Here is a 13,879-nt window from a genome sequence, read left to right on the forward strand (position 1 = left end):
ACCCTAAGCCTGCACGGCGGCCGCGGCGGGTATAACCGGGGCGACCGGCGTGGTCACGACCTGGGCGCGGTTCTCGATCGATTCCACGATGAGACGCACGGCCACGGCAACCGCCACCCCGTTCTGCTGCGTGCCGTCGCGGTAGCGGAAGCTCACCGCACCGTTGGCCTGGTCGTCTTCGCCCACGATGAGCTGGTACGGCACCTTGGCCTTGGTGTGGGTGCGGATTTTCTTCTGCATGCGATCGTCGCTGTGGTCGACCTCGGCGCGTACGCCGGCCTTCTTCAGGGTCGCGATCACGTCGTCGAGGTAGGGGCCATACTGCTCAGACACCGGGATACCGACGACCTGCACCGGCGCCAGCCACACCGGGAAAGCCCCGGCGTAGTGCTCGGTGAGCACGGCGAAGAACCGCTCGATCGAGCCGAACAGGGCGCGGTGGATCATAACTGGGCGCTGGCGGCTGCCGTCGTTCGCGGTGTACTCGAGGTCGAACCGTTCGGGCAGGTTGAAGTCGAGCTGGATGGTCGACATCTGCCAGGTACGACCGATGGCGTCGCGAGCCTGCACCGAGATCTTGGGGCCATAGAACGCCGCTCCGCCCGGGTCGGCGACCAGATCGAGACCGGATGCCTCGGCGACTTCCCGCAGCGTCTCGGTGGCTTCGTCCCAGGCCTCGTCGCTGCCGACGAACTTCTTCGGGTCTTTGGTGGACAGTTCGAGGTAGTAGTCCTCGAGGCCGTAGTCGGCGAGCAGCTGCAGCACGAAGTTGAGGGTGCTCGTGAGCTCCTCCTTCATGCCTTCCTTGGTCGTGTAGATGTGGGCGTCGTCCTGGGTCATGCCGCGTACGCGGGTGAGGCCGTTGAGCACACCGGATTTCTCGTAGCGGTAGACCGACCCGAATTCGAACAGCCGCATCGGCAGTTCGCGGTAGCTGCGGCCGCTGGACTTGAAGATGAGGTTGTGGAACGGGCAGTTCATGGGCTTGAGATAGTAGTCGACGCCCTGGCGGGTGACATGGCCGGTCTCGTCGCGTTCCTCGTCGAGGTGCATCGGGGGGAACATGCCCTCGCGGTACCAGTCGAGGTGGCCGGAAGCTTCAAACAGGGTCGACTTGGTGATGTGCGGGGAGTACACGAAGTCGTAGCCGGCTTCGGTGTGGCGTTTGCGGGAGTAGTTCTCCATCTCCTGCCGGATGATGCCACCCTTCGGGTGGAACACGGCCAGACCGGAACCGATTTCCTCCGGAAAGCTGAACAGGTCCAGCTCGGCGCCTAACTTGCGGTGGTCGCGCTTGGCGGCTTCTTCCTGGCGGGTCTGGTACGCGCGCAGTTCGTCCTTGGTCGGCCAGGCGGTGCCGTAGATGCGCTGCAACTGCGGGTTCTTTTCCGAACCACGCCAGTAGGCGGCGGCCAGGCGGGTGAGCGAGTAGCCGTTGCCGATCATGCGGGTGTTGGGCAGGTGCGGGCCGCGGCAGAGGTCTTTCCAGACGGTCTCCCCCGTCTTCGGGTCGACGTTGTCGTAGATGGTGAGTTCGGCGCCGCCGACCTCGACCGACTCTTCGTCGGCGGTCGGGCTGTTGTTGCCGGCAGCGTCGCCGCCCTCGCCGGGTCCGCCCTTGATGCCGATGAGTTCGAGCTTGTACGGCTCAGCGGCGAGTTCGGCGCGGGCCTCGTCGTGGGTGACGACGCGGCGCACGAAACGCTGGCCCTGGCGGATGATCCGGTCCATCGCCTTTTCGAGCGTTTTGATGTCGTCAGGAGTGAACGGGTCGGCCACGTCGAAGTCGTAGTAGAAGCCGTCGGTGACGAAGGGGCCGATGCCGAGGCGGGCGGCCGGGTTCACGGTCTGCACTGCCTGGGCCAGCACGTGCGTGGCCGAGTGGCGCAGAATGTTCAGTCCGTCGGCAGAATCGATGCTCACCGGTTCGACGGCATCCGTTGGCAACACGGTGGCGGCCAGGTCCTTCAGCTCACCGTTGACGCGCATTGCGACGATGGATCGATCGGTGAAAAGCGCAAAGCCGTCAGCCACGTGTATAACTCCCTGTTGTTTGCCTACCCGTCAACTTTAGCGGCGTGCGCAGTGCCGATCGTCGGTTGAGCAACCACGAGCGCGCAACTACGCTTGTGCACCCTCCTGACCAAGCACTTTCAGGAGTACTTTGTTCGTAATTTGGGGGCCCGAGCACCACCGACCGCAAAGAAGCGAGCCATGACACCTGTACCGCACACGTCCCCCTCCATCCGCCGTGGCGCGAAGCGCTCCTGGCGCCTGCCCGCGCTGGTGATTGCGTCCGTGCTCGGCGCCCTCATCGTCGCACCTGCCGCATCGGCAGCAACGGATGCCCCGGCCCTGTCCACGGGGCGGAGCACGGTCAGCATTGAGGCCGGCACCTTTGACTTCTACTTTGCCGGCCAGGCGGCATCCGTTTACGGCGAGATCTCGGCCGTCGCCCCGGCCACCGCCGTTCCGACGGGAAGTGTGCGCGTCGTGTCGCTTGAGCCCGGCAACCGCACCGAGACACCCGCGCTCCTGCCGAGCGACTTGGCCGGCATCTTCTTCTCCGAGGCCTACCCCAGCAAGGCCGGTACGCGCCAGTTCCGAGTGGACTACCTCGGGGATAAAAACTTCGCCCCGGCATCAAAAACCTTCAACTACTTCGTGCCGACCGGACCCGACACCAAAACGACCCTGACCGCGACGCCGTCCGGCACCATCACGGCCGGCCAGCGCATCACCTTCATCGCGGACGTCACGGACAGTCAGGGCCGCGCCCTGGACGGTGATCGTTCCGGCGAGGAGATTACCTTCTTCGACAATGGCAGACCGCTGGTCGGCGACCAGGTGTTCGGCGAATGGCACTCCACCTTCACCACGACGAACCTGTCAGTGGGGGTGCACCGCATTACGGCGGAGAGTTTCGCGGTCTTCTACAACCCATCGACCTCGCCAGCGGTCGTTATTACCGTCGTGGCGAAGCCGGCGAAGGTCAGTGGAACGCTGACCGTCGCGCCCCGGGGTGACGTGCACGTGGGTACGCCCGTCTCGGCGACGGCGAAATTCACGTCCTCGGCCGGAACGGTGACCGGGTTCGTACAGTTCTATGACCTGACGACGAAGGTCGGCCAGCCGGTCGCGCTTGTGAAGGGTTCAGCGACGTTCAAGTACACGTCATTGAAGGTAGGACAGCATGCGGTCGTGGCCCGCTATCTGGGTACGACGAAGTACGCTCCGGCGTTTACCCTGCCGCGATTGGTGCGGGTTATTCGGTAACGGAAGAGGGGTGAGAGTTCAGCGTGCCTGAACCCTCACCCCTCCCGGCGACCTGGGCGCGGCATCCGCTTTCGCGGGTTGGCCGACGCGCGAATCAGGCACTGACCTAAACCGATTCCGACGAACGTTCGATCACGAAGTCGGCGCCGGGGTACACGATGCTCTCGTGCCGGTCGTCGAACAACACGAGGTACGGCGGCCCGCCGTCGATCCCGCGAACCTCGAGTATCTCGCCGCGACGGTCCGGTCGTTCCACCGTTTTGCCGCGAATGACAATTCGATCTCCCTCTGTGGCGCGCATTGCACTCTCCTCCTTGCGCGCCAAACTACGCGGGCAGTGGATGCTGCACAAGGGCACACCAGCCCGCGTATTGCCCAGATATTGCACGTTCGGTTTTGGGTACAAAAAAACCCCGGCTGACCGGGGTTTTCGTTGTGGGCGATACTGGGATCGAACCAGTGACCTCTTCCGTGTCAGGGAAGCGCGCTACCGCTGCGCCAATCGCCCAAGATTCTGGGAACTACATATTCTAAGAATGTGCACAAAGAATGGAGGTGGATACGGGATTCGAACCCGTGTTAACGGCTTTGCAGGCCGCTGCCTCGCCTCTCGGCCAATCCACCATGTGGGTTCACACCATATGGGTTCATACCAAACGAATTGGAACCGGCCCCTAGGCCGATTCCAGTTCATTCGAGCGGATGACGAGATTCGAACTCGCGACCCTCACCTTGGCAAGGTGATGCGCTACCACTGCGCCACATCCGCAACTGTTCGCATTTCTGCGTACTTGGAGACTCTAGCCGAATAGCAAGACGGAAACCAAACCGAGCCGTTTACGGCGTGTTGCGCCGTTCGGTGCGGGGATACCCGGCCGCCCGCATTCGGGTCGTTGGACAGCACGCGCCACACCCGTGTGCGGTGTCGATGTGCGGCGACGCGCCAGTCTGGGCTAGTATCAAAAGTCGCAAGGCAACCTCGGTTGTTGCGTGCGAATAGAGTTTGGGCGATTGGCGCAGCTGGTAGCGCGCTTCCTTCACACGGAAGAGGTCGTGGGTTCAAGTCCCGCATCGCCCACCAGGAACATACGAAAAGCCCCGAGAAATCGGGGTTTTTTGTACCCGAACGACTATTCCGTGGGAGAAGAGTCACCTCAGGGCAACCTAGTCTGAGGTACATGGACGTGCTTCTCGATATCTGGCAACGCATGACGACACCGCATGCCGCGCTGGCGCCCCTCACGGCCTGGCTGACCGTGGCTGGAGCGGCCCTGATCGTTCTCGTTCCGCCGGTGTGGCGCCTGGCCCGCCACGCCATCACGATCGTGCACGAAGGCGGCCACGGAGTCGTCGCGGTGCTCTGCGGGCGGCGGCTGGGCGGCATCCGCTTGCATTCGGACACCTCCGGCCTGACCGTGAGCCGCGGACGCCCGAGCGGCGCCGGCATGGTTTTCACCTTGCTGGCCGGCTATCCGGCTGCCGGGCTGCTCGGCCTCGGCGCGGCCTGGCTGCTCAGCCGGGGCTACGACATTGGCCTGCTCTGGGCCCTCCTCGCAGCGCTGGCCCTGCTGCTCGTGCAGATTCGCAACTGGTTCGGACTCTGGTCGGTCGCCGTGACCGCCGCCGTGGTGTTCGGTGTCTCCTGGTTCGGGTCAGCGCAAGTGCAGGGGGTGTTTGCCCTCCTGGTCACGGCGTTCCTGCTGTTCGGGGCTCTCCGCACGTCCCTTGAGCTGCAGCAATCCCGCTCCCGACGGGCCGGCTCTTCGTCGGACGCGGACCAGCTGGCCCGACTGACGCACATTCCCGGAATTTTCTGGGTCGGGGTCTTTCTCGCTGTGCAACTGATCTGCGTGGCGCTGAGCGCAAGGCTGCTCGGCTTCGTGTAACCGGAGAAGCCTGAGTTCCACGCGCAGCCAAGCGTGGCAGGGTTGGACACATGACAAAAATTGCGATCATCGGCGGGCACGGAAAAGTTGCCCTCCACCTGGCCCGTTTGCTCACGGCTCACGGTCACGAAGTGAGTTCGCTCATTCGCAACCCGGCACACTCCGACGACATCGCGGCGACCGGCGCAACGCCGGTGCTTGCGGATGTCGAGAACCTGTCCACAGACGAGCTCGCGACCGCGCTGGCCGGGCAGGATGCCGTGGTCTGGTCGGCCGGCGCCGGCGGAGGAAGCGCTGAGCGTACCTACGCGGTTGACCGGGACGCGGCCATCCGCTCGATGAATGCCGCCGCACAGGCCGGGATCTACCGTTACGTGATGGTGTCATACCAGGGCTCACGCACCGATCACGGCGCCGCCGCCGACGACGGCATGTTCGCCTATTACGAGGCGAAGGCCGCCGCCGACGACTATCTGCGCGCAACCTCCCTGAACTGGACCATTCTCGGACCGAGTGCCTTGACCCTGAACCCGGCGACGGGCGCCATCAACGCGGGCGCCGACGTGCCGCGCCGCGACACCTCGCGCGAGAACGTGGCCCTTGTCGCCGCCGCCGTGCTCGCGAATGACAACACCGTGGGCCGGTTCATCGAGTTCACCGACGGTGACGTGCCCATCGACGAGGCCATCGCCGCCATCCGCTGACCCGTTCGGCAGGGCTAGAAGCCGAAGTCACCGCCGCCGAAATCACCACCGAAATCGCCACCGGAGTCTCCGCCAGCGTCGCTTCCCGCGTCAGCGTTCGTTTCGGTGTTCGCTTCGGTGTTGGCTTCGGTGCCTGCGCCGTCCATCGGCATGAAGGCGCTGACCAGCGCGGAACCGATGACGAAGCCGGCGACGGTGCCGAGCAATGAGCTGCCCATCATGCCGCCGAACCCCATGCCGTTCTGGTTGCCGAACGACCGGGTGAGGGTTCCCGGCTCTCGCAGTTCCGCCCGGGTCGCGGCCTGGGCGAGCGTGGCCGGCGCGGCATCCGCTGGGCGTTCGCCCGGCGGAACGTTTTCGGTAAGCTGGCGAAAGAGAATATCGCGCTGCTCATCGGTCAGCTTCGAGAACGCTTCGGTATGCACCTTCTCGATGGTTTCGGGCGGAGCCGTTCGCAACAGGTACTGGTAGCGCTCGACCGCGATCTCATCCTCGCTCCGGGCGGGGGCGCCGCCGGTTCGCTGCGACGGATGCCCGGACGGTGACTGTTCCTTGCGGCCGAAAATAAAGTCGAGAAATCCCATGCTCTGCTCCTGAGTCGGTGGATGAGTATATTAATCTAGTCGCCGCGGCCGAACCAGGTCGTGACACCGGGCGAGTACAGCACGGAATCGGGACAGCGATCGGCGAGGCCGGCGAAACCCGCGGCAGCCAGCAACGTGTCGTCGAGGCGCAGGAGATCGGCGCGGTAAATCGGCCACGGCTCGTGGTGGTTGCGCAGATGCACGGTACGCCCGCGGATGCTCGTGAACAGTGCCCAGCGGGCGGTGAGAAAATCGGCCAACGGGTCATCCAGCGCAGCGATGGACCCGGGGCGAGCGACGATGTCGGTGTGCAGGCCATGATTGCGGTGGCGGATCGAGGTATAGCGGTATCGGCCCGAATCGACCCGGAGTCGGGTGCGTGACCACACATAGGGCAGTGAGAACAGCGTGCGGGCGGCCAGCACTGCGGCGATTCGGCTGGCCTCGAGCGACACGAACACGACACCGCGACGACCCTGGGCATCAACGGCGTAGAGGCGCACATTCACCTCGACAAAGTTTCCAAAGTAGGGAATGGGCGGGCTGCCGAGAATCGTCGCGCGATCCAGCACGAACGGGATCAGGCCGACCCAGCTCGACCCGTCGTATTCGTCGGGGACGAGCCCCTCCGGCAGGAGCGGCGCGACCAGCGCAGCATCCACTCGCCAATGGAGAAAGACCAGGTGCGACCAGCGCTGGCTGGCCACGGCCCGGCCGGCCAGGGGCGGGGCGATCGTCGAAATGGGATAGGCCTCGGCGTTCGTCACGCACATCCCTTCATGGAAGAACTTTCACGGTAGTCGCTGAGGCAGCGTCCGCGCCTGTTGATCGCCCGGGAATGCAGGCCGGGAGGCCGGTGCGCCCAGCAATCGCGGAGGCGGCCTGTGTAAGCATGAAGGAGACGAAATCGTCGCGACCGAATAGAGGAAAACGGATGCCGGGCTCAACCGTTCTTGACCTCTTACTGATCTTGATGCTGGTTGTGGCTCTCGTCAACGGTTACCGCAGCGGGCTGCTGCAAAGCCTCACCGGCATTATCGGCGCCGTGGTCGGCGGAATCACCGCCTTCTTTGTGGTTCCTCTCGTGGGCGGCTGGATTCCCGCTCCGGAATGGCGCACCCCTGGCACCATCGCCGTCGCTGTTCTGCTGGTGCTCATCGGCCACTCACTCGGCGCTTCGGCCGGGGGAATGGCCGGACGCCGGAAGCAGCGTTCCCCCCTGGGAGCCATCAACCGAGTGCTCGGAGCCGCTTTTGCGGCCGTGGCTTCGGCCCTCGTGGCGTCGATGGTGGCGTTCAGTATCGGAGCCCTCGGCATTCCGTTCCTCTCCCCCGCCATCGCCTCATCCACCGTTGTCTCCGGTATCGACTCGCTGACCCCTGACCCGGTCAAGGCGCTCATGGCCCAGCTGCGCGCCGTGGCCGTGACGCAGGGTCTGCCGCGCATCGTCGATGCTTTCACCGGCCCGACACCGGATGCCGCCGAGGCCGACACGAGCAGCCCGGCGCTGGCCGTGGCCGCGCAGTCGGTTGTGCGCATCACCGGCACGGCGTATGCCTGTGGGCAGAGCCAGTCCGGCAGCGGCTTCGTCGTCGCCGACGGCCGCGTCATCACCAACGCGCACGTCGTCGCCGGTGTCGGCCAGCCCGTCGTGGAAACCCCGGCCGGCGTTGCCCTCGCCGGGGAGATCGTGTACTTCGACCCGGTCGACGACCTCGCCATTATCTCGGTGCCCGGCCTCGACACCGCACCGCTGACCGTCGGTGAGGACCTGGCCGCGGGCAGCGGCGCGGTCGCCGACGGATATCCCTTCGGCGGACCGTACGTCTCCGACCCGGCCCAGGTCATCGCCCTCGGCACCATCAGCGTCGCCGATATCTACGGCCAGGACCCGACGCCCCGTGAGGTCTACACCCTGGCTTCCGACGTGCAGCAGGGCGAGTCCGGCGGACCGTTGCTGAGCGAATCCGGCCTCGTGGTCGGCGTTATCTTCGCCAAGGCGAGCAATACCGAAAACGTCGGCTATGCCCTCGCTCTCGACGAGGTTCAGCCGGTCATCAGCCAGGCGCCCGGCCTGTCGGCCCCGGTCTCTTCCGGTACCTGCGTTCGCGGCTGACCAGCACGCGTCTGCGTCTGAGGCCGTCGCCTGCGTTTGCGGCTGAGCCGCCGGGATCCGCTCGCCCCGGCACGCCCAGGAACCGGCCGGCAAGGCCGGCAGGCACACAGAAAGAGGGCGGTTCGGGCAGCGGGTGAACCCGCATTCCGTACCGCCCTCAAACCCGCCGGGATGGCGAGCGTCAGAGCCTAGACACGCTCGAGAGCGTAGCCCTCTTCGCCGTGCACGCTCGTGTCGATTCCGGCCAGTTCGTCTTCGTTCTTGATGCGGAAGCCGATGGTCTTCTCGATGGCGAGGCCGAGGAGGTACGCAACGACGAAGGAGTATCCGAGGACCGAGAAGGCTGCGATGGCCTGCACGATGAGCTGGCCGAGGTCGCCGCCACCGGTGAACAGACCGGTGTCGATGGCGAAGAAGCCCAGGTACAGGGTGCCGATGATGCCACCGACGAGGTGGATACCGACGACGTCGAGCGAGTCGTCGAAGCCGAGCTTGAACTTGAGTTCGACGGCGAGGGCGCAGACGGCACCGGCGACGGCACCGAGCAGCAGTGCCCAGCCGGGCTCGAGGTTGGCGCAGGCCGGGGTGATGGCGACCAGGCCGGCGACAGCACCGGAGGCGGCGCCGATCGAGGTGGCCTTGCCGTCCTTGAACTTCTCCACGAGCATCCAGGCGAGGATGGCCGCTGCCGTGGCGCCGAGGGTGTTGACGACGATGATACCGACGTTGGCGAGCTCATTGAGAGCTTCAGCTCCGGCGTTGAAGCCGAACCAGCCGAACCAGAGGATGGCGGCACCGATGAGTACGAGCGGCACGTTGTGCGGCTTGGTGATGCCCTTCTGGAAGCCGACGCGCTTGCCGAGAACGAGGGCGAGTGCGAGTGCGGCTGCACCGGCGTTGATGTGCACCGCGGTGCCACCGGCGTAGTCGATGACACCCGGCAGGCTCATGGTCTCACCGAGGTTGAGGATCCAGCCGCCACCCCAGACCCAGGCTGCGACCGGGAAGTAGACGAGGGTCGCCCAGACACCCGCGAAGATCATCCAGGAACCGAACTTGGCACGGTCGGCAACGGCGCCACTGATCAGCGCGACCGTGATGATCGCAAAGGTTGCACCGTAGGTCGCACCGAGAAGATCGATACTGCCGGTGTCCCCCGTTGCGAGCTGGCCGAGGCCGAAGTCGGAGAACGGGTTGCCGGCGAATTGAGTGGGGCTGCCGACGGCGCTCATGTTGAAGCCGTACAGAATCCACAGGACGCTGATGAGGCCGAGTGCACCGAAGCTCATCATCATCATGCTGATGACACTCTTGGCCTTGACCAGTCCGCCGTAGAAGAAGGCGACACCTGGTGTCATAAACAACACAAGTGCGGTGGCCGTGATCAGCCAGGCAGTGCTTCCGGTATCCATAGATAGTCCTCACGCGTCTCGAATGTGCAGGGTGTAGCGCGAGGTGAGCCACCTCGGATACGAGTCAAGTATCTGAGGTGGCTGTTACAACAAACCTTCCGACGTGTTTCGTGCCGGTTACGAGCTGGGGCGAATTGTTAACGCCACGTTTCACGATCAATCCGTGTGCGGCGGCAACTCCCCCGTGGTGAGGGCGACCATGCGTGACTGGGACCGCTGGTATTTCTTGCGATACCCGCCCGCCATCATCTCGTCATCAAAGACCTCGTTGAGCGGACGACCACTGGCCACGATCGGAATCTCGGCGTCGTACACCCGGTCGATGAATGCCACCAGACGCAGGGCGTCCGACTGGTCGGTCAGCAGGAAGACGCCGCGCAGGGCGATGACCTCGACGTCGCGAATGACCTTGACGTATTTCGACGGGTGCACGGTACCCAGGTGACGGATCAGGGAACCGAAGTCGTCCTCGGTGACCTTCGAACCGCGCTTGAGCAGCGTGTTGACCAGATGCTCTCGCGCCTCGGGCTCCACCGCCACGGCCTGGCCGGTGACGTTGCGGCGGCGATAGTCGAGGCCGTCGATGCGGAGGGTCTCGAAGTTGGCGCTCATGGCCGAGATCTCGCGCAGAAAGTCCTGCGCCGCGAACCGGCCCTCGCCGAGCGAGTTCGGTGGGGTATTGGACGTGGCAGCAACGCGGGTGCCCGTGGCGACAAGTTCGCCGAGCAGTCGGGTCATCACCATGGTGTCGCCGGGATCGTCGAGCTCGAATTCGTCGATGCAGATGAGCTTCGCGCTGCGAAGCTCCTTGATGGTCTCCTGGTAACCGAGCGCCCCCACCAGGGCGGTGTATTCGATGAAAGTACCGAAATATTTCGGACCGGTCGCGGCGTGCCAGAGAGCGGCGAGAAGGTGTGTCTTGCCGACACCGAAGCCACCGTCGAGGTAGATGCCGGGCAGGTCGTCCTTGGCCTGGCGCCGGCGAGAGAAGAATCCGGCCGGCCGGGGGTTGACGAATTCCTGAAGCTTCTCAACGGCGGCGACCTGGGACGGGTAGTCATGATCGGGCCGGTAGTTCTCGAACGAGGCGTGTTCGAACTGGGGCGGCGGAACCAGCTCGGCGACGATTTCCCGGCCGGTGATGGTCGGGGTGCGGTCGGTCAGTTGCGGAACCGTGTGATGTGCTTTCTGGTGGGCCTCTGGTGCCATGCTGAAAATGCCCGTTCCTCTGGGTCTAGCTGCGAATGCGCAGTGTTTTGCACATGCGCAGTGTGCCGGCACCGCGTAGGTTTAAACGGTGGGCCCGATAAGCCTAATCCGCGGTCAACCCGAATCCGTATGCATCGCGGTCCACCTGGAGGTTATATGTCTGCCCCGTTCGACTCGACCGAGAAGTTTGCCGCCTACGCCCACCCCGCCAGGCTCGTCTCCACCGACTGGCTGGCTGAGCATCGCGGTGACGCCGGCCTGGTCGTGGTCGAATCCGATGAAGACGTGTTGCTCTACGAAGTGGGACACATCGAGGGTTCCGTCAAGATTGATTGGCACACCGACCTCAACGACAAGGTGAACCGCGATTACATCGACGGCGCAGCTTTTGCCGCACTGATGAGTGCGAAGGGCATCGCCCGCGACAGCACTGTGGTGATCTACGGCGACAAGAGCAACTGGTGGGCCGCCTATGCGCTCTGGGTGTTCACGTTGTTCGGCCACGAGGATGTTCGTCTGCTCGACGGCGGCCGCACGAAGTGGCTCGCCGAAGAGCGCGAGATCACAGCGACGGCCTCCCCCGTCACCCCCACGGACTACCCGGTAATCGCGCGCAACGACCTGCCGATCCGCGCCTTCAAGAACGACGTTCTCGCCCACTTCGGCAATCCGCTCATCGATGTGCGATCCGACGAGGAGTACAGCGGCGCTCGCACAACGATGCCCGCCTACCCCGAAGAGGGCGCCCTGCGCGGCGGCCACATTCCCACCGCAGCTTCGGTACCGTGGGCCCGCGCTGCTGCGACCGATTCCACCTTTCGAACGCGCGCCGAACTCGACGCCATCTACCGCACGGAGGCCGGCCTGGCCGACGGTGACGACGTGATCGCCTACTGCCGCATCGGCGAGCGTTCGAGCCACACCTGGTTCGTGCTGACGCACCTGCTGGGCTTCGAGAAGGTTCGCAACTACGACGGGTCCTGGACCGAGTGGGGCAACGCCGTGGCCGTGCCGATCGCCGTCGGCACCGAACCCGGCACGGCGCCGCGCCGATGAGCGTACTTCCGGCCCAGCTCGCGGAAATCCAGGAGGACTTTCTGGCCCTCGAGCAGAAGGATCGTCTGCTGCTCCTGCTCGAGTTCGCCAACGATCTGCCGGAACTTCCGCAGAAGTTTCAGGACCACCCCGATCTGCTCGAACGCGTCGTCGAATGCCAGTCGCCGGTGTTTATCTTCGTCGACGTGGATGCTGCCGGCACGTTCCACCTGCACGCGACAGCCCCGCGTGAGTCGCCGACCACCCGCGGGTTCGCCTCGATCCTCGCCCACGGCCTCGACGGGCTGAGCGCGGAGCAGGTGCTGGCTGTTCCCGATGACTATCCGCAGTCGATCGGACTGAGTGAAGCTGTCTCTCCCCTGCGCCTGCGCGGAATGAGTGCCATGCTCGGCCGGGCTAAGCGTCAGCTGCGCGAGCGGCTCTCCTAGACTTCGGGTATTCGGGCCAGCCAGGTCGTGATCTCGGTGTTCCACCGAGCGGGGTCGAAGTTCCAGAGTTTGGTGTGCCGGGCTTCGGTGAAAGCCACGAAGGTCACAATGTCGGGGCGTCGGCCGGCGAGTCGGCGTGAACCGGCGGCCGGGACGAAACCGTCATCGTCGCTGTGCAGTAGCAGAATAGGGCGCTGCAGGTCACGGGCGCGCGCGACGAAGTCGAGCCGGCCGAAGTCGATCGGTACAGACTGCCCGGTGACGCGCGCGCTCCAGGGTGACCCCATCAACAGCACGGCGCCGCGCGCGATCAGCCGCGGAAGTCTGCGGTCGATCGCTTGCGCTGCGACGACGTCGGCCCAGTCGATGACCGGGGATTCCAGCACGATACCGGTGATCAGGGCGGCGGATGTGCAACGAGTCAGCGTCTGCAGCACCACGGCACCCCCCATCGACCAGCCCATCAGCACGATGCTCCTGGCGCCTGCCGCGGCGGCATAGTCGATCGCGGCAGCCACGTCCGGCCATTCGGTGTCGCCGAGGCCGTACCGCCCATCCGGGCTGGTTGGGGCGTCGCCATCGTTGCGATAGGAGACGAGCAGCGACGTGTAGCCGGCCGCACGAAAAACCGGCACCGCCCGCAAGGCCTCCTCGCGGCGCACCGCCCGGCCATGCACCTGGATGACCCAGTGCGTCGACGGGGGCGCGGCATCCGCTGGAATGAGCCAGGCGGGGGCCGGACCGACGGGGGTGGGCACGGTGACGTCGCTCCACTCGAACCCGAGATCAGCGGGGCCGGTGTAAAGCCAGCCGCTGAACCGGCCACGACGGGCGGCGGCCAGGTCGCCGTAGTCCAGATTGAGGATGCGCCGGGTGACGGTGTGCGCGGTGCGCGCGGTGATCTCACCAACCCGGGCATGGCCGGTGCCAGCGCTGAAGAAGAAGCTGTAGTCGCCCGGCAGAACGGAATCGCGGTGGCGTTGCAGGGTGATGGTGCCGCCCGACAGGTCGACCCCGAACACGCGGGTGTCGTCCTCGCGTTTGGCCGGAGGGGTGACGATGGTCTTCGCCATGACCGCCGAGAGAACGCCGACCGCACCGGCGAGGGCCAGGGCGGAGCCGGCGAAGACGATGCCGGTGACGCCCAGAACCGCTCGCAGTACACCCGGTTGACGCCCGTTTGGGGGCTGTGGGTCGTGCATGTGCAC

13 protein-coding genes and 4 tRNA genes are annotated in these 13,879 nt (G+C 65.2%); 7 read left to right on the top strand and 10 right to left on the bottom strand.

The genetic code is table 11. The features are described from left to right. Nucleotides 1-3 precede the first annotated feature (3 nt). Nucleotides 4-2,034 (bottom strand): threonine--tRNA ligase, encoded by a 2,031-nt coding sequence (thrS, locus tag E3O06_RS03000; RefSeq protein ID WP_134501515.1) that lies wholly within the window; start codon nucleotides 2,032-2,034, stop codon nucleotides 4-6. Between the two features lie 180 nt (nucleotides 2,035-2,214). On the opposite strand from thrS, the gene E3O06_RS03005 reads away from it, so the two are divergent. After that, nucleotides 2,215-3,276 carry an Ig-like domain-containing protein gene (locus tag E3O06_RS03005; RefSeq protein ID WP_134501516.1) on the top strand — a complete coding sequence of 354 codons (1,062 nt, stop codon included), beginning with the start codon at nucleotides 2,215-2,217 and terminating at the stop codon, nucleotides 3,274-3,276. A 106-nt stretch (nucleotides 3,277-3,382) separates the two neighbouring features. Here E3O06_RS03005 and E3O06_RS03010 read toward each other — a convergent pair whose 3' ends face one another. The 4 genes from E3O06_RS03010 to E3O06_RS03025 all read right to left on the bottom strand — a co-directional run bounded on the left by E3O06_RS03010 (nucleotide 3,383) and on the right by E3O06_RS03025 (nucleotide 4,045). Further along, nucleotides 3,383-3,577, bottom strand: coding sequence for a DUF1918 domain-containing protein (locus E3O06_RS03010; protein WP_092449125.1), 195 nt, complete (start codon nucleotides 3,575-3,577; stop codon nucleotides 3,383-3,385). A 135-nt stretch (nucleotides 3,578-3,712) separates the two neighbouring features. Beyond that, a tRNA-Val gene (locus E3O06_RS03015) sits at nucleotides 3,713-3,784 on the bottom strand. Nucleotides 3,785-3,826: 42 nt separating this feature from the next. Beyond that, a tRNA-Cys gene (locus E3O06_RS03020) sits at nucleotides 3,827-3,900 on the bottom strand. A gap of 73 nt (nucleotides 3,901-3,973) precedes the next feature. Then, a tRNA-Gly gene (locus E3O06_RS03025) sits at nucleotides 3,974-4,045 on the bottom strand. A gap of 236 nt (nucleotides 4,046-4,281) precedes the next feature. On the opposite strand from E3O06_RS03025, the gene E3O06_RS03030 reads away from it, so the two are divergent. From E3O06_RS03030 to E3O06_RS03040, 3 genes are all read left to right on the top strand, one after another. Next, a tRNA-Val gene (locus tag E3O06_RS03030) sits at nucleotides 4,282-4,357 on the top strand. A gap of 97 nt (nucleotides 4,358-4,454) precedes the next feature. Then, nucleotides 4,455-5,162: a M50 family metallopeptidase gene (locus tag E3O06_RS03035; RefSeq protein WP_134501517.1), complete on the top strand. Its 708-nt coding sequence runs from the start codon at nucleotides 4,455-4,457 to the stop codon at nucleotides 5,160-5,162. Between the two features lie 50 nt (nucleotides 5,163-5,212). Next, nucleotides 5,213-5,866: an SDR family oxidoreductase gene (locus tag E3O06_RS03040; protein WP_134501518.1), complete on the top strand. Its 654-nt coding sequence runs from the start codon at nucleotides 5,213-5,215 to the stop codon at nucleotides 5,864-5,866. A 14-nt stretch (nucleotides 5,867-5,880) separates the two neighbouring features. Here the strand turns inward: E3O06_RS03040 and E3O06_RS03045 are convergent, their stop codons facing one another. Both E3O06_RS03045 and E3O06_RS03050 read right to left on the bottom strand, forming a co-directional pair. After that, the gene (locus E3O06_RS03045; protein ID WP_134501519.1) at nucleotides 5,881-6,450 is read right to left on the bottom strand and encodes a hypothetical protein; all 570 of its coding nucleotides are present in this window, start codon (nucleotides 6,448-6,450) and stop codon (nucleotides 5,881-5,883) included. Between the two features lie 35 nt (nucleotides 6,451-6,485). Next, nucleotides 6,486-7,217 carry a YqjF family protein gene (locus E3O06_RS03050; protein WP_241979829.1) on the bottom strand — a complete coding sequence of 244 codons (732 nt, stop codon included), beginning with the start codon at nucleotides 7,215-7,217 and terminating at the stop codon, nucleotides 6,486-6,488. Nucleotides 7,218-7,384: 167 nt separating this feature from the next. On the opposite strand from E3O06_RS03050, the gene E3O06_RS03055 reads away from it, so the two are divergent. Further along, entirely contained in the window at nucleotides 7,385-8,566 is a 1,182-nt protein-coding gene (locus E3O06_RS03055; RefSeq protein ID WP_134501521.1) for a MarP family serine protease, read from the top strand. Nucleotides 8,567-8,754: 188 nt separating this feature from the next. On the opposite strand, the gene E3O06_RS03060 is transcribed toward E3O06_RS03055, so the two are convergent. Continuing rightward, nucleotides 8,755-9,978: an ammonium transporter gene (locus E3O06_RS03060; protein ID WP_134501522.1), complete on the bottom strand. Its 1,224-nt coding sequence runs from the start codon at nucleotides 9,976-9,978 to the stop codon at nucleotides 8,755-8,757. Nucleotides 9,979-10,134: 156 nt separating this feature from the next. Then, complete coding sequence (gene zapE, locus E3O06_RS03065) at nucleotides 10,135-11,187, bottom strand: cell division protein ZapE (RefSeq protein ID WP_134501523.1); 1,053 nt, start codon at nucleotides 11,185-11,187, stop codon at nucleotides 10,135-10,137. 156 nt (nucleotides 11,188-11,343) lie between these two features. Between zapE and E3O06_RS03070 the strand changes: the two genes are divergently transcribed. Continuing rightward, nucleotides 11,344-12,243 (top strand): sulfurtransferase, encoded by a 900-nt coding sequence (locus E3O06_RS03070; protein ID WP_134501524.1) that lies wholly within the window; start codon nucleotides 11,344-11,346, stop codon nucleotides 12,241-12,243. Further along, nucleotides 12,240-12,671 (top strand): SufE family protein, encoded by a 432-nt coding sequence (locus E3O06_RS03075; protein ID WP_134501525.1) that lies wholly within the window; start codon nucleotides 12,240-12,242, stop codon nucleotides 12,669-12,671. Before E3O06_RS03070 ends, E3O06_RS03075 begins: the two co-directional genes overlap by 4 nt. Here the strand turns inward: E3O06_RS03075 and E3O06_RS03080 are convergent. Continuing rightward, complete coding sequence (locus tag E3O06_RS03080) at nucleotides 12,668-13,873, bottom strand: alpha/beta hydrolase family protein (protein ID WP_134501526.1); 1,206 nt, start codon at nucleotides 13,871-13,873, stop codon at nucleotides 12,668-12,670. The two genes, E3O06_RS03075 and E3O06_RS03080, sit on opposite strands and share 4 nt — an antisense overlap. Between the last annotated feature and the right edge of the window lie 6 nt (nucleotides 13,874-13,879).

This window comes from Cryobacterium glaciale, assembly GCF_004402535.1.
GTDB lineage: Bacteria > Actinomycetota > Actinomycetes > Actinomycetales > Microbacteriaceae > Cryobacterium > Cryobacterium glaciale.